This window comes from Burkholderia sp. 22PA0099, from assembly GCF_047497165.1.
Lineage (GTDB): Bacteria > Pseudomonadota > Gammaproteobacteria > Burkholderiales > Burkholderiaceae > Burkholderia.
Map to the genome: position 1 here is coordinate 2814653 of NZ_CP163164.1, position 21943 is coordinate 2836595.

Here is a 21943-nt window from a genome sequence, read left to right on the forward strand (position 1 = left end):
GATGTGCCGGCGTGCGAGCAATCGTCACCAGGCGCGCCGGATCGTACGCGCCTGGTGAGACCGTCAGGCCGCTGCGCTGGGCCGCGCCGAAACCTGCGCATGCCAGCGCTTGAGCGCGATGTGCGCCTCCTTGAGTGGCATCGCCAATGCACGCGTCGCGAAATCCACTGTCACCAGTGCCGTGATGTCGGCTGCTGAAAACTGCTCGCCGGCCAGGAACGGCACGCTAGTCAAGCGTGCTTCCAGATCGCTGTAGAAATTCGCGACGCGCTGCTTGCTGCGCTCGACCAGTTCAGGAATCTGCTCGTACCGATGCGGCCCGGACAGGGCACGGCCCTTGAGTCCTTCGGCCGCGTTGCGCACACCTTCCATCACGGCGGCAAACCCTTCCAGTTCCGCGCGCCGCTCCCACATTGCCACGATCGCCTTGTCTTGCGGCGTCGCGCCGTACAGCGAGCCCGATGCGAAGGCGTCGTCGAGATAGCGCATGATCACGGGCGCTTCGCCGATTGCCGTGCCGTCGTCGAGCACCAGCGTCGGCACCACCGCGCGCGGGTTGATCGCGCGATAGTCCTCCGAGAACTGTGCGCGGGAGCCGAGATCCACGGGCACCAGCTTGATGTCGAGGCCTTTCTCCGCGGCCAGAATGCGGACGCGTCGCGCGTTGGGGGAACCGCCGGCATGAAACAGTTTCATGATGTTGTCCTGATTAAATGAAATCGGAAGTGGCGCTTACAGCTTCGAGCCGCCGTCGACATGCAGCGTGTCGCCGGTGATCCAGCGTGCGTTGTCGGAGGCGAGGAACGCCACGGCTGCGCCGATGTCGGCCGGCTCGGCCATTCGCTTGAGCGCCTGGATGCCGATCGCGAACGCGCGCCCGGCATCGGTGGTGGCGAAGTTCGACATGTCGGTCGGCACGATGCCGGGTGCCACCGCATTGACGCGGATGCCGCGCTCGCCGAGTGCCACGGCGAAGTGCCTGACCAGCGTGTCGATCGCGCCCTTGGTGGCGGAATAGGCGGCGAGCGTGCCGAGCGCCGCGTGCGCCGCCAGCGAGGAGAGCAGGACGATGCTGCTGCCCTTGCACATCACCGGCATCAGTTGCTGCACGAGGAAAAACGGCGCGCGCACGTTGACGGCGAACAGGTCGTCGAATGCATCGACGGTGGTGTCCTCGATGCTCGCCGCGTGGGAAATGCCGGCGTTCGCCACCAGGATGTCGAGGCGGCCGCCGATGATCGTGCGGGTTTGCTGCGCCAGCGCGTGCGGGCCGTCGGCCAGACGCAGGTCGGCGGCGATCTTCTCGGCTTTACCGCCCGCTTGCCGGATCTCTGCGACCACTGCGTCGGCTTCCAGCGCGCCGCGGCTGTAGTGCACCAGCACCTGTGCGCCCGCGTTCGCCAGGGCGAGCGCGCTGGCGCGGCCGATGCCGCGCGATGCGCCGGTCACCAGCGCGGTCTTGCCTGTCAACGTATTCATGTTCAGTTTTCCTTGAGGTCAGGTGGTTTGAGCGGTGGGGCAATCGGCATAGCCGAGCGCTTCGCCGCCGTAGAACGTGCCGCAGTCGGCCTCGCCGACGATCAGGCCGCCTTCGATGGCGCACTGCGTGTCGTGGTCGAGCATCGGCGCGGTCGGCATGTCGCCGGCGGGATAGGCGCGCATGCGTGTGAGCGGCGCCATGACGACACGGTCTCCTGATTGGATCTGGCCCGGCGACAGCGGGCTGAATCGTGCGTTATCCATACGGATCGGTGTCTGGTGAGAAGTGAGTGCGGTTCAGCCCGCGGTCTTGCCGCCGTCGACCGTGACGATCTGGCCGGTCATGAAGCTGGCGCCATCCGATGCGAGGAACAGCACCGCGGCGGCGATGTCTTTCGGTGTGCCGATGCGCGCGAGCGGCACCGCGCCGGCCAGTGCTGCCTTGCGCTCGGCCGTGCCGGTGAAGCGGTCGAGCATGCCGGTGTCGGTCGGGCCGGGCGCGACCGCGTTGACGCGCACGCCGGTGGCGGCCACTTCGAGCGCGGCTGATTTCGTGATGCCTTCCACCGCATGCTTGCTGCCCGCGTACAGGGTGGCGTAGGCCGCGCCTTCGTGTCCGTAGGTTGACGAAATGTTGATCACGCTGCCCGCGCGCTGTTCGATCATCACCCGCAATTCGTGCTTGAGGCTCAACAGCACGCCGAGGGCGTTGGTGTCGAACGTGGCCGCGTAGCTGTCGGCGGTGATCTCGGTGATGGGGCCGGGCGTGCCTTCGGTGCCTGCGTTATTGACCGCGACGTCGAGCCGACCGAAGCGGGCCACGGTCTGGTCGATCAGATCGCGGACTTCGTCTTCGTGACGGACGTCGGCCTGGATGAACGTGGCTTGCCCACCCAGCTCGCGCAGTTCGGATACGAGCGCCGCGCCTTCGGCCGCGCGCCGGCCGGAGATGACGAGGCGCGCACCGGCGCGGGCGAATTCGAAGGCGGTGGCGCGGCCGATGCCGGTCAGGGCGCCAGTGATGAGGACAACGGGGCTGCTCATGGGAAACTCCGGTAAGGTATCGCTGGAACGCATGGGATGGATGCGTCAAGCTGAAGGGGTGCGGGACGACAGAAGCCAATTTATGGGCTTCTTGCGGCCTTGAAAAAGACTTAATAAGCTGGATGGCATGCTTGCCAGGCATGGAGAGGGCGCATGGAATTACGTCATTTGCGGTATTTCATTGCTGTGGCCGAGACAGGCAGCCTGACTGAGGCAGCCGAAAAACGGCTGCATACGTCGCAACCGTCGCTGAGCCGGCAGATCCGCGATCTGGAGGATCAGGTGGGTGTCGAACTACTGAGCCGCAGCGCACGCGGCGTCGAGTTGACCGAGGCGGGCAAGGCGTTCATCGACCACGCGCGGCTCGCGCTGGCGCAGGTCGACGCGGCCGTGACCTCGGCGCGGCGCGCGGCGTTGCCCGCCAAGCCGCGCTTCGCGTTGGGCTTTCTGACCGGCCAGGAAATGACCTGGCTGACCGACGCGATGCATCTGCTGCGCGAGCAATTTCCGAATATCGAAGTGACGGTGTCGAGCGACTACTCCACGGAGTTGGCCACGGCGCTGTCGCGTGGCGAACTCGACGCCGCGTTCATGCGCGCCGAATCGGGCTACGACCTGGCTTACCGGAAGGTCGGCGAGGAGCCGCTGATTGTGCTGATGCCGAGCGATCATCCGCTCACGGCGCAGCAGGCCATCGATCCGCAGGCGTTGCGGCGCGCGCCGTTCATCGCGATGGCGGACAAGGCCCGGTTCCTGCGGCAACAGATCGATGCGTATCTGGCGGAGCAGGGTGTGACAGTGGAGGTGGTGCAGAGCGTCGACAACCCGGCGATGGTGATGTCGCTGATCGCGTCGTTGCGGGCGGTGACGCTGATTCCGGCCTATGTGCAGAACCTGATGCCGTGGTCGGTCGTGAGCCGGCCGCTGGCGGGGGCGGCACCGACGATCGAGTTGGTGGTGGGGTTCAGTGCGGGGAATGCGTCGCCGGTGCTGGCGGCGTTCTTGTCGAGGCTGGAGGCGTTGGTTGCGAGGGTGGAGAAGCGGTGAGGGTGAGGTCGCGGTCGAACGTCGTGCTTGCTACGGCGATATCCTGCGATGCGCGCGCGCCTAATCGCTCAGTGCGGCACCGCAGGGTTGTCCGTCAGTGCGACGTCTGCTGGCCGTCGATGGCCTGCTGAATCGCCGCTGGCAGCTTGGTCGCGGCATCGAGCGATGCGCGGTCGGCGGCGAGTCCGAGCTGATGCTTGAATTCGCTGAATTCCGCATGGCCGTGCCCGCTGACCTGTGCCTTGCCGATCGTCTTGCCGTCCAGGTCGCTGATCGTGCACACGAGCGTCACGGAGAAGTCGGTCGGCGGCCACGTCAGCGGGCTCGGCGACGATGACGTGGTGATGATTTCCGGCCGGACCAGATAGCTGATGCCCTTCGCGCGAGCGCTGGCGGCATCCGGCTCCGCGTTGAATCGCTCGACGCTCTTGAAGCTGCGTGTCAGTACGAGGTACATCGGAAACTCGAGATCGCGATACGGCTTGTAGGTGATTTTGTCGCCACCGCCGCCGGGCGTCGTGACGTCGCGATTACGCATTTCGTCGGTGATGATCAGGCCGACCGATTTATCGATCTGTTCGGTCTTCGGCGTTGCCGTCAGCGCTTTGGTATCCGTTGAAATGGTAATGTTGTGCGCGCACCCCGACAGCGCCGCGATCATCATCGCAGCCATGAACAGGCGTTTCATATTGGCCCCTTGTTTTTTTAATGAATGGATTTGACGAAAACCGGATCGGCATAAAGCTGCGCCAGCAGGCGCGCGACGATATGCGGATAAGCCTCAATGGCATTGCCGATTGCAACGGCCCCCGCGAAGGACGATTTCCAATCGCCGCTTGCGGTTTTCACGCTGTCGTAGATCACCTGGTCGCCGCGACGTACGATAAAGCGCGCGGAAATCGTCGCGTCACCGCGTGAAAGGCCCGATGCGTCTACGTCGTTCTTCAGCAATGTGCCGCTGACTTCCACTTTTGCCTCAGGCGAAATCGCGCCCGATATCAGGAATTCCTGCTCCATGGCGTTCGACAGATAGGCGCCGAACGAATCGCCGACCGGTGAGCGCATGCGGGCGGCACGCAGCGGGACGGGGTAGGGATTATCCTGGCCGGGACGTGAATCGAACGTGCGAATACGTGTTTCCAGCGACCCCGCGGAATGAAGCGTTTGGAGATTATCGACGGACGGGGTGTAATTCGGGGCGTTGGTGGACGCGCAAGCCGTCAGCGCAACAGACACCGTTGCGCCCAGCAAGGCTCGTAAAGATGGCATTGGTCTTCTCTCTTTTCATTGAGTATTTGTTTGCGTAACGGTGAACGGTTATCGCAGCGCGCATATTACGCAAATCGTGTCGGCAGTCAATGCGTGCCATGCATTTCTCAGTGTGCCGGACACGACTCACTTCACTTCAATAACCACTTCCCGGGTAAATCGCCCATTCGCGGTTGCAACGGCATAACGAATCCTGTCGGCCCCATGAAACCCGGTATCGGGCCGATAATAGATCTGTGTGCCGTAAATCTGCCCCGTTGAACAGATATTCGGCCCGCTGTCGGCCGGCGCGAAAAATGTGCCCTGCCGAATGGCCAGCACACCGTGCCGTGATCGCTCGACAACCTGTATATCCGGTGTCGGGCCGTTCGTACGGCACATGTCGGCCAGATCGGCATGCGCCGCCACCAGCGTCTCGATACTGCCGGACACCATTCGCTGCACCGTCGGCAAGACGGCCGCGTCCGGCGTTTGAGCGGATTGAATGGCAGCCGGTTTTGAGGTCGGCATATCGGCAGGCACGGGGTGCTCCATGGTCGGCAACAGGGCGGCATGGATTGTCGGCCCGGACGGAACGGCTGCCGCGGTAGTGGTGCTGGCGTCGACAGCTGTGTTCGTTGCGGCATCGGCCGGCGCTGCTGCGCCGGTTGCGGGGTGCATCCGGATCACCGTGGGGTAGTCGTAGCCCGCGCCGGTCGCGATATCGATAATCAGGCCCGGCAGGCCGCCGAACAGTAGGTTGCCGAAAATCCAGCCGCGTACCTTCGACTTACTGCGAGCATCGTCAAATACCTCGCCGGGTTTCGTGCAGGAAATTTGCATGTCGCCATAGGCGCGATGCACGACGACGGAACCGGGTGTCGTCAGGTACCAGATTCCCTTCGAGTTTTGCAGCTTGCAATTTGCGCCGTCGACAGTGTCGCCCGTGCCCGAACGGGCGTCGACCGAGACGGGTTCGCTGGTCCCTCCAACGATTGCCGCGCACCCCGAGGTGAAAAGCGCCACCAGGGCAGCCCCGCCCAGCGCGCTCAGTCTGATCTGCTTTTTCATTGTTTTTGATGGTGGTTGTCGATTCGGTGCTTCGCTCGTTGGCCGCATTATCGGCACCGATCGTTTCGACTTGAGCCGATTACACCGCTGTGAACCGATCCACCCTCAAAACCCCACTTCCCGCTGCAACACCGCCGCCACGAATCGCACGCCGCTGCCGAGATAGCTCTCCCGCCCGGCCCCCAACTGCGCCGTGCCCGGCACCTCGCGCCCGAGCCCCGGCTTGCCGTCGCATCCGGCGAACCGCACCTGCCAGGTGGCCTGCAACGGCACGATCTGATGCGTCTTCGGGTCCTGCTCGGCCGGAATCGGCCCGCCGTAGGTGCTGGCCACGGTCGGCTCGTCGAGCGTGGCCACGTTGACCTTGTCGATCGCCTCGATTTTGCAGCGGCGCGCGGCCAGTTCGGGCAGGTTGGCCACGAACGTCGCCGTCTGCCCGGCTTGCAGCCGGGTCACGTCGTGCTCGTCGACGTACGCGTCGCCCTTCACGGCGCCAGGCGCCACGATGTCGTACAGCCGCTCGCCCCGCGGCAGCCAGGTGCCGGCCGCCTGTGCGTCGTCGTTGGCCTGCACGGTGCCGTCGAACGGCGCGCGAATCGTCAGTTGCGCGATCTCCGCGCGCAAGCCTTCCACCGTCTGCCGCGTCGAATCCCAGTGCTTCACGAGCGCGGTGCCTTGCTGCTGCAAACGGTCGTCGAACGATTGCTGGTCGACTTCCCAGTGCAGCCGCGCTTCCTCGGCCGTCGCGGCGGCCAGCTTCGCCTCCAGATCGGGCGAGACGAGCACGGCCAGCGTCTCGCCGGCCTTCACGCGCTGCCCGTCGCGGGCGGGCGGGGGCGTCTCGGCCAGATAGCCGGGCTCGACGGTGTACAGCCCCTGCGCGCGCTCGGGCGCCAGCACGGCGGGCGCGCTCACGCCGGCATGCCACGGCAGCACGAAGAACGCCACCAGCGCGATGCCGATCAAGGCGCTGCGCCGCGTTTCGCGGCACCAGCGCAGTTCGTCGCGGCGCTGCCAGCTGTGCTGCGCCTCGCGCCACACGGGCCGCGCGATGAACCAGCCGAACTCGATGCAGAACAGCAGCATGCCGAGCACCTTGAAGAACGCGTGGTAGATCACCAGCGCGATCGACATGAACACGACCAGCCGATACAGCCAGGTGGCGAACGAGAAGCCGATCAGGAAGCGCCGCCGCTGCGCGCTGCACGGCTCGGGCTGCGGATCGCCGAACCCGAACAGCCGTTCGCGCATCCACCAGCGGCCGATCGCGAACGCGCGGTCGTGCAGGTTCGGCATGTCGAGCCAGTCGGACAGCAGGAAATAGCCGTCGAAACGCATGAACGGGCTGGCGTTGATGCCGAGCGTGGCCACCCAGGTGGTGGTGGCGAGCAGGAACGCACCGGCGCGCAACGGCCCGTCGGGCAACAGGCTCCAGGCCAGCGTCGCGAACGCGGCGAGCGCCAGCTCGCTGAGCATGCCGGCCGAGCCGATCCGCAGCCGTTCGCGGCGGTCCTGCACCTTCCACGCCTCGGTGGTGTCGGTGTAGAGCACCGGCACCATCACCAGCAGCGCCACGCCCATGGTCGGCACGCGGCAGCCGTTGCGCTGCGCGGTGTAGGCGTGCCCGAACTCGTGCAGCACCTTGGCGAAGCCGAGCGCGATGCCCACCCCGACCAGCCCGCGCCAGTCGGCGTAACCGTGAAACGTATGCAGGAATTCGTCCCAGCGCCGCGACACGAGAAACAGCCCGAACAGCGCGACGGCGGCCACGCCGTACCAGAACGCGGGCTTGAACGCGAACGCCACGTAGCGCGCGGTGGCGCGCAGGAACGGCATCGGATGCCACAGCGGAATCCGGATCATCAGGTAATGCTTGAGCAGCCACATCGCGCGCGACACGTGATGCGCGGCTTCGTGCTGTTCAAGGCGGGCGGTGTCGGCCGGGCTGGCGCTGACCAGCAGGTTCTGCTGGCGCAGCATGCGCAGCAGCGCTTCCAGATCGTCGAGCGTGACGCTCAGCGTGGTGTCGCGGTTGACGGCTTCGACGATCGCGTGCGGATCGTCGAGCGGCCAGCGCGACAGCAGTTCGAACGCGGGCCAGCCGATCTGGAAGAAGCGGTTGGCGGCGGGGTCGTGCAGCATCCAGGTGGGCGAGCCCTCGGGCGTGGCGGCGCCGGGCGAGAGCGTCAGTTCCTGGCGCAGCGGCGGAAGTCGGGACATGGTTCGGATTCCCGACTTACCAGCCGAGCCACTGGCGAGCCAGCGTCAACGGACGGCGCAGCACGTAATAGATCGCCGGTACCCACGGCCCGCGGATGCGCGCGGTGCCCATCGCGCCGAGCGGCGCATGGGCGTCGCCGGCGTCGAGCGTGGCACGTACGCGATAGGCGAGCACGCCGTCGGGTGTCGGCTCGGCGCGCCAGGCCATCGAATCGATGCGCGCGTCGTAGCTCGACAGCGGCGAGCTCTTCGGATACAGCGTGAGCACGGTGCCCGGCTTGATGTCGATGTTGTCGGCCACCGGCAGCCACGCGGTCACTTCCACGTGATCCGGGTCGGCCAGCACGAGAATCTTCTCGCCGACGGCGACGGCCTTGCCGGTCCATTCGTTCGGATCGCTGAAGATCGCCACGCCGGCACGCTGCGCGCTGACGCTCACGCGCGCGAGCTGGCGCGCGGTGTAGTCGAGTTCGACGCGGCTCTGATCGAGCTTGCCCTGGCGCTCGGCCATGTCGAGGCGGGTCTTGTCGTCGGTGACGGCAAGCTGGGCGGTCTGGCGGAATTCTTCCTGCGCGGTGTCGAAATCCTTGCGCGCCACGGCGTAGCGCGATTGCAGCGTGGTGGCGTCGAGGCCGAGCAGCGGCGTGCCTTTCTGCACCGGCTGGTTCGGCCGCACGTACAGATGGTCGATCACGCCGTCGAGCGGCGCGCGCACCACGAACGGGTCCTTCGGCGTGACTTCGGCCGGCGCGAGCACCGTGAGCCGCACCGGGATCACGCACAGCACGACCAGGCCGATCAGCACGCGGCGCTGCTGGCGGCCGGGCTTGAGCAGGACGCGCGCGCGTTCGCGCCAGGTGGCGCGCGGTGCGAACGATTCGAAGGCATGTGCCCAGACCTGGCCGAGCTCGGTCAGCAGGGCGGTGTCGGTGGCGGTCCAGGCGTCGTCGCGCGCGAACACCACGCCGCCCACGGCGCGGCCGCCGCGGTCGGTCAGCGGCAGCCAGGCGCCATGCGCCGGCCACCACGCACTCCATTCGTCGGCCACATGCTGCGCATCGGCCTGCAGATCGGCGGCGGTGAAGGTGCGCACGCGCGGGCGCGCGGGCAGCACGGGCGCGCCCGCGCCTTCCACGCGGGCGCCGGCGGCTTCGGGCGGCGCGCTTTGCAGGCCGCGCGCGAGCGCCTTGCACAACTGGCCGAGCCACTGCACGTAGGGTGCGTTCGGGTCGCTTTGCGGCAAGCCCGACACGGCGGCGACATGACCGGGCGTGTCGCCGCGCCACCAGGCGGCCTGCCGATACGGCACCAGCGCCAGCGTCTCGTTGACGATCGTGAAGCCGAGCGTGGTCTCGGTCGCCGCGGCGCGCGTGCGCGCCGACAATTGCCAGAGCAGCGCGAGCTGCTGGCCGTCGATGCGAACCTGCGCCGCATCGTCCGCCATCCGTGTTGCCGTCATGCCGTCACCGCGCGAAAGTAGCCCAGCCGCTCATCCCGGGCAGCAGTTCCGGCGCGCCCGAATCGAGCGCGGCGGTCACGTCCACCGTCTGCGTGACGGGATCGACGCGTGCGCCGATCCGCGCCACCTTGGCGGGGTAGGTCTTGCCGACTTCGTCCACCTGCACGCTCAGTGCGTGGCCCGGCTTGAGCCAGGCCAGCCACTTCGACGGCACGATCATCTTCAGTTCGAGATGGCTGGTGTCGACGATCGTCAGCAGCGGCTTGCCCGGTTCGGCGAACTGCTGCGGCGAGGCGCTGCGCTTGGACACGCGGCCGTCGAACGGCGCGGCGATCGCGCACTTGCGCACGGTGGCCGACATGTAGGCCACGTCGGCGGCGCTGGCCTTCTGCTTGGCCTGCGCCTGCTGCACTTCCAGCTGGCCGATCGAATGCAGCGCGAGCAGCTTGCGGTTGGTGTCGAGCAGGTCGCGCGCGCCGTCGGCATCGGCCTGGGCCTTGTGCAATTGCGCGTTGTACAGCGAACAGTCGAGCGTGACGAGCGTCTGCCCGGCGCGGAACGCATCGCCGTCGCGGAACGGCAGCGAGGCGATCTTCGCGGAGATTTCGCTCGACACGTCCACCTGGTCGCGCGAGACGAGCTGGATGCGGATACGCGAATCGGCGTTGCCGGCGGCGGGGGCCGCCGACGCCACGGGTGCGGTAACCGGTGCGGGGGCCGGCGGCGCGGGTGGCGCCGCCAGGACGAACTGTGATGCCACGAGCAGCGCGGCTGCGCCGGCTGCCCGGTAGTGCCGGAACTGCTTCATTTCTGTACGGCTCCTGCGTCGAGCGCGGCGGCTGCGGTGAGCGTCGGGCCCGGTTTGGCCGGCACGGCGGCGGCCAGGTCGCCGCCTTGCGCCATCACGTCCCAGCGTTGCTGGGCTTCGACGATCGATTTCTGGATCGAGGCGAGATCCTGGCCGTTCAGCTTGTCGCTGACCGGGTCGAGACCGAGCGTCGCGAGCATCTGGCCGTAGGCACTTTCGAGTTCGCCGTAGCTCTGATACAGGCGCAGCTCCGACATCATCGCCTGCGTGGCGATACGGATTTCCTCGAGCTTGCCCTGCGCGTTGGCGACGGTGGCGTTGTGCGTGTGTTCGAGGATCTGGCCGTCGACATCGTTCATCTGCTTGAACAGATCGAACTGGCGCGTCTTGGCGGCCAGTTCGCTGCGCGCGACGTGCACCTGCGTGAGCACCGCCATGTTCAGCGCCATGCGCTGCATCTTGGCCACGTCGAGCTGGGCCTGGGCCGTGCCGCGGATGTTGCGCACGTTCAGCAGGTTCAGCAGGTTCCAGCTCACGCTGATGCCGGCCGCGCGCCATGCGTTGTAGACGAGGAAGCTGTTGCTGTCGTAGTGCGCGCCGAGGCTGAACTCGATGCCCGGCAGCAGCTTGGCCATCGCCTTGTGCGTTTCGTTGACGCTGATGCGCTCGTTGTAGCTGGCTTCGACCAGTTCCGGGCGGCGTTGCAGCGCCACGTCTTCCATCTTCGGCATGGCCATGTCGAAGGTCGGCACCTTGAAATCGTTGCCGGCGGCCAGCGTGAAGTCCTTGCCCGGCTCCAGGTTCATCAGGGAGGCCAGACGCGGCTTGGCTTCCTCCAGCTGGTCGCGCACGGCTTCGAGCTGGCGCATCAGGTCGAGCAGCGCGTGCTGGTAGTTCAGCGTCTCGATCGGCGAGCGCAGGCCTTGCGCCTGCGTCTTGCGCGAATCGTCGAGCGCCGAGCCGGCCTGGTCGAGCAGCGGGCCGATGCGGTCATGCAGGCGCTGCGCGCCGGCCGCTTGCCAATAGGCCTCGCGCACCTGCTGCATCATCAGTTGCACGACCTTGCGGCGGCGCTGTTCGAGCACCAGCACGCGGTCGGCCTGTTCCTTGGCCTCGAAGTAGCTGACGCCGAAATCGAGGATGTTCCAGGACAGGTTCAGGTCGGCCGTGCGGCTGTTCTTGTCGGTCGAGTACGACGGAATCAACGACTGATCGCGCGTGTACAGGCCTTCGGACGACGAAGCGAGTTCGTGGTTGCGGTTCGTGTAGCCGGCCGCGGCGGTCAGCTTCGGCAGCAGGTCGAAGTTCGACAGGTCGAGCTGACGCTGGGCCAGCGCCTCTTCCATCATCTTCAGGCGATGGTCGAGGTTGTAGCGGATCGCGCGGGCCATCGCCTCGTCGAGCGTGATCGGGCCGCTCACCGCCTGCTGGTTCGAGAACATCGCCACGCGGTCGGTGCGGACCGTGTCGGCGCGCTCGGCATCGGTGAACGGGGCCGGCTTGATGGCACAGCCGGACAGCCAGACGACGGCGAGGGCGGCCGCGAGCAGGGCGGGACGCGGTGCGCGTCCCCGGAGCGTCTTGTTTTTCACGTCAGCGGGTCTCTTCGAAAAATGGGCGAGTGGATTGGCGAAAGCGGATTTCATGAGCGGCGTTCCCCGTTGATGGCGGCGGCTTGACGGTCGGTCGGCACGGCGTCCTGGTGCGTGACGTGCAGTGAAGCGAGTGCATTCGCGAACTGCGCGGCGAGCGACGCCTTGGCGGCCGGCAGCGCGGCGTGCGGAGCGGCGGGCGTATGGGCCGGGCCATGCGCGGGGGCCTTGGCGGCCGGGCCGTGCGCGTCGAGACGCATCACGACTTCGCGGCGCGCCAGGTTGCCGGCGGCGTCGTGCTGGATCAGCGTCACGCGCACTTCGTGCACGCCGGCCGGCGGCGTGCCGCTCAGCACGCCGGTGGCGGCGTCGTAGTGCAGCCACGCCGGCAGCGGCGCGCCGTTGGCGAGCGTGACGGCGGTGTCGGCCGGGTTCGGCGCGGTGGCGGCGTTCGGCGCATGCAGCAGCGGCTTGACGTTGAGCGCGAAGCCCTGGCCCGACTGATGCAGCGGGTGGACATCCACGGCGGGCAGCAGGTGCGCGGCCGACGGCGTGGCGTCGAGGCTGGCCGGCACGAGCGAATCGAGCGGCTGGACGAAGGTGTCGCCAAGCGAGTTCGAGCGCGCGTCGTGGGTGGCGAACGTGAAGGTCTGGCGCGGCGTGATGGCGCCGACGTCGCGGCCGAGGCCGTTGGCGTCCGCGTTGAACGCGTCGAGCACGATCAACCCGTTCGACACGCCGTCGGAGCTGCCGAGCGTGTTGGCGGCGAGCAGCGGCGCGGCGCGCAGCAGGTCGGTGGTGATGGCCCTGCCACGCTCGAGCGTCTTCGCGGCGGGCGTCAGCACCCATTGCGGCAGGATCGCCGTGCCGACCTGGGCCGGCACGCCCACGATCTGCAGCGTGCGCGTGAGCGGGGCGCTGGTCTTGGTGCCGTCGCTGATCGAGAACACGATGGTGCGCGTGCCGTCGGCGCGCTCGGCTTGCGTGTCGGTGTAGCCGACCGCGGTGAGCGCGGCCTGCCATTGCGCGACGGTGGCCGTGCCGCTGGCCGAGACCAGCGTGAGCGTGCCGGTGGCGGCGTTGAAGCTGGCCTGGATGTCGCCGGTGGCCGCGCTCGGCACGAAACTCAGCACGTCGTGGCGGGCGTCGAAGCTGCCGCCGAACGACACCGTGGCGCTGGTGGGCGGGCTGCCGTTACGGTCCGTCAGCGTGATGCCGGTGCCGACCGCGACCGTCGAGGTGGTCTTGCCGTCGGCGGTGTAGCTCAGTTGCGTGTCGTCGGCGCCGAGCACCGGCGTCTGATGCGTGGCCGTGACCGTCACCGTGCGCGTGATCGGCGCGCTGGTCTTGACGCCGTCGTTTACGGAGACGATCACCGTGCGCGCCGCCGTGTTCGGCGTGACGGCCGTATCGGTGTAGGTGACCGAACGCAGCGCGGCCTGCCATTGCGCGAGCGTGGCGGTCGAGCCGGCCGAACTCAGCGTGAGCGTGCCGGTGGTGGCGTCGTAGCTGGCCGTGATGTTGCCCATCGTGGCGCCGTCGTTGGCGAATGCGAGCACATCCTCCGTGGCACGGAAGCCCGCGCCGATCTGCACGGTGGCCGAGGCCAGCGTGGCGTTGTCGCGGTCCGTCAGCGTGATGCCGCTGGCGATCGCCACCGGCGTGGACACCACGTTGTCGCCGGACACGAAGGCCACCGAGCCGGTGCTGCCCGGCGTCGCGACCGGCGTCTGGTCCACGTCGGTCACGGTCACGGTGCGCGAGATCGCGGCGCTCGACTTCTCGCCGTCGTTCACGCTGAAGCTGATGCTGCGCGTGGCGGCGGCCGGCGTGACGGCGGTGTCGGTGTAGGTGACCGAACGCAGCGCGGCCTGCCATTGCGCGAGCGAGGCGAGCGAACCGGCCGAACTCAACGTGAGCGTGCCGGTGGCGGCGTTGTACGAGGCGGTGATGTTGCCCATCGTGGCGCCGTCGTTGGTGAACGCCAGCACGTCCTCGCCGGCCGCGAAGCCCGCGCCGATCTGCACGGTGGCCGAGGCGAACGTGGAGTTGTCGCGGTCGGACAGCGTGATGCCGTTGTCGATCACCACCGGCGTGGAGGCGACGTTGTCGCCGGCCGTGAACGCGGCCGAACCGGTGCTGGTCGAGCCGATCAGCGGCGTCTGGTCGGTGTCGGCCACGGTCACCGTGCGCACGTACGGTGCGCTGGTCTTCACGCCGTCGTTGACCGAAAAGATCAGCGTGCGTGCGGCGGTGGCCGGCGTGACGGCGGTGTCGGTGTAGGTGACCGAACGCAGCGCGGCCTGCCATTGCGCGAGCGAGGCCAGCGAGCCGGCCGAACTCAGCGTGAGCGTGCCGGTGGCGGCGTTGTACGAGGCGGTGATGTTGCCCATCGTGGCGCCGTCGTTGGTGAACGCCAGCACGTCTTCGCCAGCGCGGAAGCCGCTGCCGATCTGCACGGTGGCCGAGGCGAACGTGGAGTTGTCGCGGTCGGAGAGCGTGATGCCGTTGTCGATCGTCACCGGCGTGGAGGTGGCGTTGTCGCCGGCCACGAACGTGGCCGAGCCCGTGCTGCCCGAGCCGATCAGCGGCGTCTGGTCGACATCCGCCACGGTCACGGTGCGCGTCAGGACGGCGCTCGACTTGGTGCCGTCGTTGACCGAGAAGCCGATGGTGCGGGTGGCGGTATCGGGCGTGACGGCCGTATCGGTGTAGGTGACCGAACGCAGCGCGGCCTGGAATTGCGCGAGCGTGGCGGTGTTGCCGGCCGAGGTCAGCGTGAGCGTGCCGGTGGCGGCGTTGTACGACGCGGTGATGTTGCCCATCGAGCCGTCGTTGGTGAACGCGAGCACGTCCTCGCCGGCATGGAAGCCCGCACCGATCTGCACGGTGGCCGAAGCCAGCGTGGCGTTGTCGAGGTCGTTCAGCCCGATGCCGTTGTCGATCACCACCGGCGTGGAGGTGACGTTGTCGCCGGCCGTGAACGCGGCCGAGCCGGTGCTCGACGAACTGATCAGCGGCGTCTGGTCGGTGTCGGTAATGGACACGTCGCGCGAGTGGACGGCGCTGGCCTTGGTGCCGTCGCTGACCGAGAAGCCGATGGTGCGGGTGGCCGAGTCGGGCGTGACGGCGGTATCGGTGTAGGTGACCGATTGCAGCGCGGCCTGCCATTGCGCGAGCGTGGCGCTGCCGGTGGCCGAAGTCAGCGTGAGCGTGCCGGTGGCGGCGTTGTACGAGGCGGTGATGTTGCCCATCGTGGCGCCGTCGTTGGTGAACGACAGCACGTCCTCGCCGGCATGGAAGCCGCTGCCGATCTGCACGGTGGCCGAGGCCAGCGTGGCGTTGTCGAGATCGGACAGCGTGATGCCGTTGTCGATCGCGATCGGCGTGGACGTGGCGTTGTCGGCGGACACGAACGAGGCCGAACCGGTGCTCGACGAGCCGACGATCGGCGTCTGGTCGGTATCGGCCACGGTGACGTTGCGCGACAGCGCGGTGCTCGTCTTGGCGCCGTCGCTGACCGTGAAGCTGATGGTGCGGGTGGCGGTGTCCGGCGTGACGGCGGTGTCGGTGTAGGTGACCGAGCGCAGCGCGGCCTGCCATTGCGCGAGCGTGGCGCTGGCACCGACCGAGCTCAGCGTGAGCGTGCCGGTGGCGGCGTCGTAGTTGGCGCTGATGTTGCCCATCGTCGCGCCGTCGTTGATGAAGCCGAGCACGTCCTCGCCGGCGTGGAAGCCCGCGCCGATCTGGAATGTGGCCGAGGCCAGCGTGCCGTTGTCGAGGTCGCTCACCACGATGCCGCCGTCGATCGCCACCGGCGTGGAGGCGACGTTGTCGCCGGCCACGAAGGCGGCGGAGCCGGAGCTGCCGGTCGTGAGGGTCGGCGTCTGGTCCGTGCCGGTGACATCGACGTCGCGCGAGTAGGCGGCGCTGGTCTTGGTGCCGTCGCTGACCGTGAAGTCGATGGTGCGGGTGGCGGTATTCGGCGTGACGGCGGTATCGGTGTAGGTGACCGATTGCAGTGCCGCCTGCCATTGCGCGACCGTGGCGCTGCCGGTGGCCGAGGTCAGCGTGAGCGTGCCGGTGGCGGCGTCGTACGAGGCCGCAATGTTGCCCATCGAGCCGTCGTTGATGAACGACAGCACGTCCTCGCCGGCATGGAAGCCGCTGCCGATCTGCACGGTGGCCGAAGCCAGCGTGGCGTTGTCGAGATCGGACAGCGCGATGCCGTTGTCGATCGCGACCGGCGTGGACGGCGCGTTGTCGGCGGACACGAAGGTGGCCGAGCCGATGCTGGACGAGCCGACGATCGGCGTCTGGTCGGTATCGGCCACCGTGACGTCGCGCGACAGCGCGGTGCTGGTCTTGACGCCGTCGTTCACCGTGAAGCTGATGGTGCGGGTGGCGGTGTCGGGCGTGATGGCCGTATCGGTATAGGTCACCGAGCGCAGCGCGGCCTGCCATTGCGTGAGCGTGGCGAACGCGCCGACCGAGGTCAGCGTGAGCGTGCCGGTGGCGGCGTCGTAGTTGGCGGTGATGTTGCCCATCGTCGCGCCGTCGTTGATGAAACCGAGCACGTCTTCGCCGGCGTGGAAGCCCGCGCCGATCTGGAACGTCGCCGAGGCCAGCGTGCCGTTGTCGAGGTCGCTCACCACGATGCCGTTGTCGATGACCACCGGCGTGGAGCCGACGTTGTCGCCGGCCACGAAGGCGGCCGAGCCGGTGCTGCCGGTCGAGATGATCGGCGTCTGGTCGGTGTCGGCCACCGTCACGTCGCGCGAATACGCGGTGCTGGTCTTGACTCCGTCGTTGACCGTGAAGCTGATGGTGCGGGTGGTGGTGTCGGGCGTGACGGCGGTGTCGGTGTAGGTGACGGCGTTCAGCGCGGCCTGCCATTGCGCGAGCGTGGCGCTGGCGGTGGCCGAGGTCAGCGTGAGCGTGCCGTGCACCGCGTCGTACGAGGCCGTGATATTGCCCATCGTGAGGCCGTCGTTGGTGAAGCCGAGCACGTCCTCGCCGGCGTGGAAGCCTGTGCCGACCTGCACGGTGGCCGAGGCCAGCGTGGTGGTGTCCAGATCGGACAGCGAGATGCCGTTGTCGATCGCGACCGGCGTGGAGGTCGCGTTGTCGGCGGCCACGAACGAGGCCGAGCCGACGCTGCCGGTGCTGATGATCGGCGTCTGGTCGGTGTCGGCCACCGTGATGGTGCGCGTGAGCGTGTTGCTGGTCTGCGCGCCGGCGCTGAGCGTGATGTCGACGCTGCGGGTGGACGTGGTCGGCGTGATCGCCGTGTCGGTATAGGTCACCGCATGCAGCGCGGCCTGCCACTGCGCGAGGGTGGCCGTGCCGCTCGACGACGTCATCACCAGCACGCCGGTCAGCGCGTTGAAGGTGCCGGTGATGTCCCCCATCGTGATGCCGTCGTTGGTGAAGTTGAGCACATCCTCGCCGGAATGCAGGTTGCCCGTGATCGCGACGATCGCGGTGTCCACCACGTCGCCGAGCGGATCGGCCACCGTCAGGTTCGGATCGATCGCCACCGGCGTGGAGGCGCTGTTGTCGCCGGCCACGAAGCTGGCGCTGCCGGTGCTGGTGGTGGCCAGCGCCGGGGCGGAGCTGATCACGTCGATCGAATAGGTGGCGGCCGTGCTGGTCTTCACGCCGTCGCTGACCGTGATCGAGATCGCGCGCGCGCCCAGCGGCGCGTTGCTGCCGGTCTCGAACTGCAGGTTGTCGAGCACGCTCTGCCATTGCGCGAGCGTGCCGCCGGTGGAGGTGATCGTCAGCGTGCCGGTGGCCGGGTTGTAGCTCGGGCTGATGCCGTTGGTCGGCACCGAGCCCAGGCCGCTGAAGGCCAGGATGTCGCCGCTCTGGAAGCCCGAGGTGATCCGCACCGTGATCGTCAGCGAGACCAGCGCCGAGGGGCTGCCGACGTTGAGGTCGGTGAGCGAGATGCTGCTGTCGATGTTGCTGGCCGAGTTGCCCGGCAGATAGTTCTGGCTGGTGGTGGAACCCGAGGTCAGGACCGGCGTCTGGTGGGTGGCCACCACGGTGATCGACTTGGTCTCGTTTGCGCTGAGCTTGGTGCCGTCGCTCACCGCGAACGAAATCGTACGGGTGGCGCTGGTCGGCGTGACGGCCGTATCGGTATAGGTGACCGAGCGCAGCGCGGCGGTCCACTGCGCGGTGGTCGAGGCGCCGGCCGAAGTCAGCGTGAGCACGCCGGTGCCGGCGTTGAAGCTGGCGGTGATGTCGCCGAACGAACCGCTGCCCAGCGCGAGCACGTCCTCGCCCTGCTGGTAGTTGCCGGTGACCGCCACGGTGGCCGAGGCCATCGTGGCGCTGTCGCTGTCGCTCAGCGTGAGGCCGGTATCCACGGCCACCGGCGTCGAGGCGGTGTTGTCGCCCGAGGTGAAGGTGGTGTTGCCGCCGCTGGTGGCGAGCAGCGGGGTCTGGTCGGTCAGCGCCACGTCCACCGTGCGGGTCCAGGCGGTGCTGGTCTTGGCGCTGTCGTTGATCACGAAGCCGATCACGCGCGGCGTGGTGCTCGGCACCGCCGAGAAGTTCTGGAACTGGATCGAACGCAGTGCCGCCTGCCATTGCGCGAGCGTGGCGTTGGCGCCCGCCGAGGTCAGCGTCAGTACGCCGTTCGAATAGGTGCCGCTGATGTTGCCCATCGTGGACGGATTGGCCACGAACTGCAGCACGTCGCCGGAGGCGCTGTCGTAGCTGCCGATCGAGACGGTGGCCGAGGCCAGCGTGGTGTTGTCGCGGTCGGACACCACGATGCCGTTGTCCACCGTGACCGGCGTGGAATTGGTGTTGTCGCCCTGGGTCAGCGTGACGGTGCCGCTGGAGCCGGTGATCAGCGGCGTCTGGTCGGTGTCGGTCACGGTCACCGTGCTGGTCACCGCGGTGCTGGTCTTGGTGCCGTCGCTGACGGTGAACGAAACGGTGCGCGAGGCGTTCGACGGCGTGACGGCGCTCGACGTGAAGGCGATCGAGCGCATCGCGGCCTGCCATTGCGCGAGCGTGGCGGTGGACCCGGTCAGGGTCAGCGTGCCGTTCGTATACGCGCCGCTGATATCGCCGTAAAGCGTGGCGTTGGCGGTGAACTGCAGGGAGTCGGTGGCCTGGTAGTTGCCGCTGATCGTGATGGTGCCCGTGCGAATCGGGCCGCCGTCCGCATCGGCCACGGTGATCGAGCTGTTGACCACCACCGGCGTGGAGGTGGTGTTGTCGGCCGCCGTGAAGCCGACCGTATTGCCGCCGCTGCCGAGGATCGGCGTCTGGTCGGTGTCGGTCACGGTCAGCGTGCGGGTGGCCACCGGGCTGAATTGGGTGTCGTCGCTGATCTGGAAGCTCAGGGTGCGCGTCGCGTTCGACGGCACGACCAGGTCGCTGGTGAACGTGACGGAGCGCATCGCGGCCTGGAACTGCGCGAGCGTGGCGGTGTCGCTTGACGAGAACAGCATGAGCACGCCGGTGCTGGTGTTGTAGCTGCCTTCGATGTCGCCCATCGTTGCCGGATTGTTGGTGAACAACAACTGGTCATGACCGACCTGGAAGTTGCCGGTGATGCTGATCGTGGCTGTGTCGAGCGTGCTGCTGGCGCCGTCGCTGATCACGATGCCGGAATCCACCGCCACCGGCGTCGAGGCCGTGTTGTCGCCGGTCACGAACGAGGCCGAGCCGCTGTCGGGGGTGACCGTCGGGCCGGCCGCGACATTGACCGTGTTATGCAGCGCGATGCTGTCCTTGGTACCGTCGTTGATCGTGAACGAGACGTCGCGCTGGGCGGTGGAGCTGCTCGTGGTCGAAAACGTGATCGAATCGAGTGCGGTTTGCCATTGCGCGAGCGTGACGCCGTTGCCCGAGGTCAGGTGCAGCACGCCGCCGCTGTAGCTCGCGGAAATGCCGTTCTGTGCCTGGAAGTTGAGGATGTCGCCCGATGCGTAGCCGCTGTCGATCGTGATGGTGGCGCTGCGGAACGTGGTGTTGTCGGCATCGCTGACGCGAACGCTGGAACCGACCGCGGCGGCGCTCGAGCCGACGAGGTAGCTGTAGCTGGCCGAGCCGCTGTTGGTGAGCACTGGCGACTGGTCGGTGGCCGTGATCGACACGTTGCGGGTGGCGGTGTTGCTGCCGAAGGTGCCGTCGTTGAACGAGAACGACACGGTGCGCGTGGTGGTGTTGAGGTTTGGCGAGGTCAGCGAGCTGGAGTAGGTCACCGACTCGAGCGCGGCCTGCCATTGCGCGATGGTCGCGGTGCCGGCGCCGGTGGAGAGCGTCAGCGTGCCGGTGGTCGCGTTATAGGTGCCGGTGATGCCGTTCTGCGCCGTGAAGCCGAGCACGTCGCCGGTCTGGAAATTGGTGATCGAGATGGTGGCCGTCTTGGCCGTGGACGAACCGCCATCGCTGAGCGTCAGGCCCGCGTCGACGGCCACCGGCGCGCCGCCCGTGCCGGCACCGTTGTCGGCCGAGCTCCAGGCCGTGCTGGCGGGCGAGGTGCTGGTGGTGACGGTCGGGCCGGTGTCGGTGTAGAACAGGTTGTTGAGTTGAACCTCGAAGCTGCCCGAATCGTTCTGGTCGATCAGCGAAAACGACACGATATTGTTGAACGCGCTGCCGAGCTGGGACTGCACCGCGCCGTCGAAGCCGCCCACGGCGGCCGTGGCGAGCTGGATCGGCTGGCTCGACGTGCCGTTGGCGTAGTGCGCCACAATGAACAGGTCGCCGTTGAACGAACTCAGCTCGAATTGCTGAAGGTTGAACGTATGGCCGTTGGCGAGCGAGATGGTCACGTTGCTCATCGCCGACCCGCCATCGTCATTGATGCTGAGTACGCCGTCGTCCGGCCCGGTGCTCAGATCGCTGCCGCTGCTGCCGTTCGGGGCATTGGACGGGTTGTAGGCAAGCGTGTTGGCGGCCTGGTCGAGCGTGTAGACAATGCCGTCGAGCGTGAACTGCGACGAGCCGAGCGCCTTGAATTGGTCCTGGGCTGCCTGGTCGTAGTACTCGTGCCCCGGCGTGTTGGTGTCGAACAGCAGTTCGTTGAACTGCGCCTGCGCGCTTGCCGATTCGACCAGCGCCGAATGCACGTCGCCAACCTGGTATTCGAGCGTCCAGTTGCCGCCGAGTGCGGCGGCGCCCGTCGGGTCGGCCGAGGCCGCCACGTTCAGGTGGGTGATGGCGGCGATCTGCTGGATCAGCGCCTGACCGTCGGCCTGCTGGGCGACGTCGCAGCCGTAGATCAGGAAATCGCCGCCCGGGTTCATCGCCGCGCTGATCTGGGCCAGTTCCGCGCTGTAGGTCGCCAGGCTGGCATTGGTGATCTGGGTCGAGCCGACCTCGAACACGGCGTCGTTGCCGTGCGAGATCAGGGCGATCGAATCCACGCCCTTGTGCGTTTGCAGATATTGCGCGATCTGGGCGAGGCCGTCGGAATTGGCGTCGAGTACCACGTACTGCGTGCCCGCCGGCAGCCCGTCGATCAGCGTCTGGTAGTTGTCGACGTTCGAATTGATGAACACCACCTGGGTCTGCTGGGTCGACGGCATCTCGGTGCTGATGTCGTTCTTGACCGCACGCGTGTCCTGCGTGGGGGTGTCCGTGGTGCCGGCCGAGCCGGTGGTGCTGGAGGCCGGATCGCTGGTGGAGCGCGCCGCGCTGCGCACGGGCTTGTCCACCGGGGCGCTCGAGGCCGACGCGCTGTTTGCGCTGTTGGCCGCCGCGACCTCGGTATGGGTTTCGGTGCTGCGATGCGTTTCCGCCTGCGCGTGTTCATGCGCGTGCGGCTGGGCGGCAATGGCCGCCACGGAGGCGTCGTACACGACACGCGGTTCGAGCGCGAGCAACAGGGGAGAGGCCGCGACCCGCGGCGTGGGCCGGCCGGCGTCCTGATTCTGACGCGCCAGCCATTGCTTGATGATCTTCATGACGGTGACTCTCCTCTGTGCGGCGCCCGGCCCATGC

13 protein-coding genes are annotated in these 21943 nt (G+C 67.6%); 1 reads left to right on the plus strand and 12 read right to left on the minus strand.

Annotated elements, in window-relative coordinates; genetic code table 11:
• Window positions 1–63: 63 nt before the first annotated feature.
• From AB4851_RS12530 to AB4851_RS12545, 4 genes are all read right to left on the minus strand, one after another.
• Window positions 64–696: a glutathione S-transferase family protein gene (locus AB4851_RS12530; RefSeq protein ID WP_414447462.1), complete on the minus strand. Its 633-nt coding sequence runs from the start codon at window positions 694–696 to the stop codon at window positions 64–66.
• A 36-nt stretch (window positions 697–732) separates the two neighbouring features.
• Window positions 733–1479, minus strand: coding sequence for an SDR family NAD(P)-dependent oxidoreductase (locus AB4851_RS12535; protein ID WP_414447463.1), 747 nt, complete (start codon window positions 1477–1479; stop codon window positions 733–735).
• A gap of 18 nt (window positions 1480–1497) precedes the next feature.
• Window positions 1498–1680 (minus strand): hypothetical protein, encoded by a 183-nt coding sequence (locus tag AB4851_RS12540; protein WP_414447464.1) that lies wholly within the window; start codon window positions 1678–1680, stop codon window positions 1498–1500.
• 96 nt (window positions 1681–1776) lie between these two features.
• Complete coding sequence (locus AB4851_RS12545) at window positions 1777–2523, minus strand: SDR family NAD(P)-dependent oxidoreductase (RefSeq protein ID WP_414447465.1); 747 nt, start codon at window positions 2521–2523, stop codon at window positions 1777–1779.
• A 153-nt stretch (window positions 2524–2676) separates the two neighbouring features.
• Between AB4851_RS12545 and AB4851_RS12550 the strand changes: the two genes are divergently transcribed.
• Window positions 2677–3570: a LysR substrate-binding domain-containing protein gene (locus tag AB4851_RS12550; RefSeq protein ID WP_414447466.1), complete on the plus strand. Its 894-nt coding sequence runs from the start codon at window positions 2677–2679 to the stop codon at window positions 3568–3570.
• 94 nt (window positions 3571–3664) lie between these two features.
• Here the strand turns inward: AB4851_RS12550 and AB4851_RS12555 are convergent, their stop codons facing one another.
• The 8 genes from AB4851_RS12555 to AB4851_RS12590 all read right to left on the minus strand — a co-directional run bounded on the left by AB4851_RS12555 (window position 3665) and on the right by AB4851_RS12590 (window position 21906).
• Window positions 3665–4258: a hypothetical protein gene (locus AB4851_RS12555; protein WP_414447467.1), complete on the minus strand. Its 594-nt coding sequence runs from the start codon at window positions 4256–4258 to the stop codon at window positions 3665–3667.
• Window positions 4259–4275: 17 nt separating this feature from the next.
• Window positions 4276–4821 (minus strand): hypothetical protein, encoded by a 546-nt coding sequence (locus AB4851_RS12560; protein ID WP_414447468.1) that lies wholly within the window; start codon window positions 4819–4821, stop codon window positions 4276–4278.
• Between the two features lie 144 nt (window positions 4822–4965).
• Window positions 4966–5889 (minus strand): hypothetical protein, encoded by a 924-nt coding sequence (locus AB4851_RS12565; RefSeq protein ID WP_414447469.1) that lies wholly within the window; start codon window positions 5887–5889, stop codon window positions 4966–4968.
• Window positions 5890–5994: 105 nt separating this feature from the next.
• Entirely contained in the window at window positions 5995–8109 is a 2115-nt protein-coding gene (locus tag AB4851_RS12570) for an HlyD family efflux transporter periplasmic adaptor subunit (protein WP_414447470.1), read from the minus strand.
• 16 nt (window positions 8110–8125) lie between these two features.
• Window positions 8126–9568 carry an efflux RND transporter periplasmic adaptor subunit gene (locus AB4851_RS12575; RefSeq protein ID WP_414447471.1) on the minus strand — a complete coding sequence of 481 codons (1443 nt, stop codon included), beginning with the start codon at window positions 9566–9568 and terminating at the stop codon, window positions 8126–8128.
• A gap of 4 nt (window positions 9569–9572) precedes the next feature.
• Window positions 9573–10376 carry an efflux RND transporter periplasmic adaptor subunit gene (locus AB4851_RS12580; protein ID WP_414447472.1) on the minus strand — a complete coding sequence of 268 codons (804 nt, stop codon included), beginning with the start codon at window positions 10374–10376 and terminating at the stop codon, window positions 9573–9575.
• Window positions 10373–12022, minus strand: coding sequence for a TolC family protein (locus tag AB4851_RS12585; RefSeq protein ID WP_414447473.1), 1650 nt, complete (start codon window positions 12020–12022; stop codon window positions 10373–10375). The genes AB4851_RS12580 and AB4851_RS12585 overlap by 4 nt, the downstream gene beginning before the upstream one ends.
• The gene (locus AB4851_RS12590; RefSeq protein WP_414447474.1) at window positions 12019–21906 is read right to left on the minus strand and encodes a DUF4347 domain-containing protein; all 9888 of its coding nucleotides are present in this window, start codon (window positions 21904–21906) and stop codon (window positions 12019–12021) included. Before AB4851_RS12590 ends, AB4851_RS12585 begins: the two co-directional genes overlap by 4 nt.
• Window positions 21907–21943 lie beyond the last annotated feature (37 nt).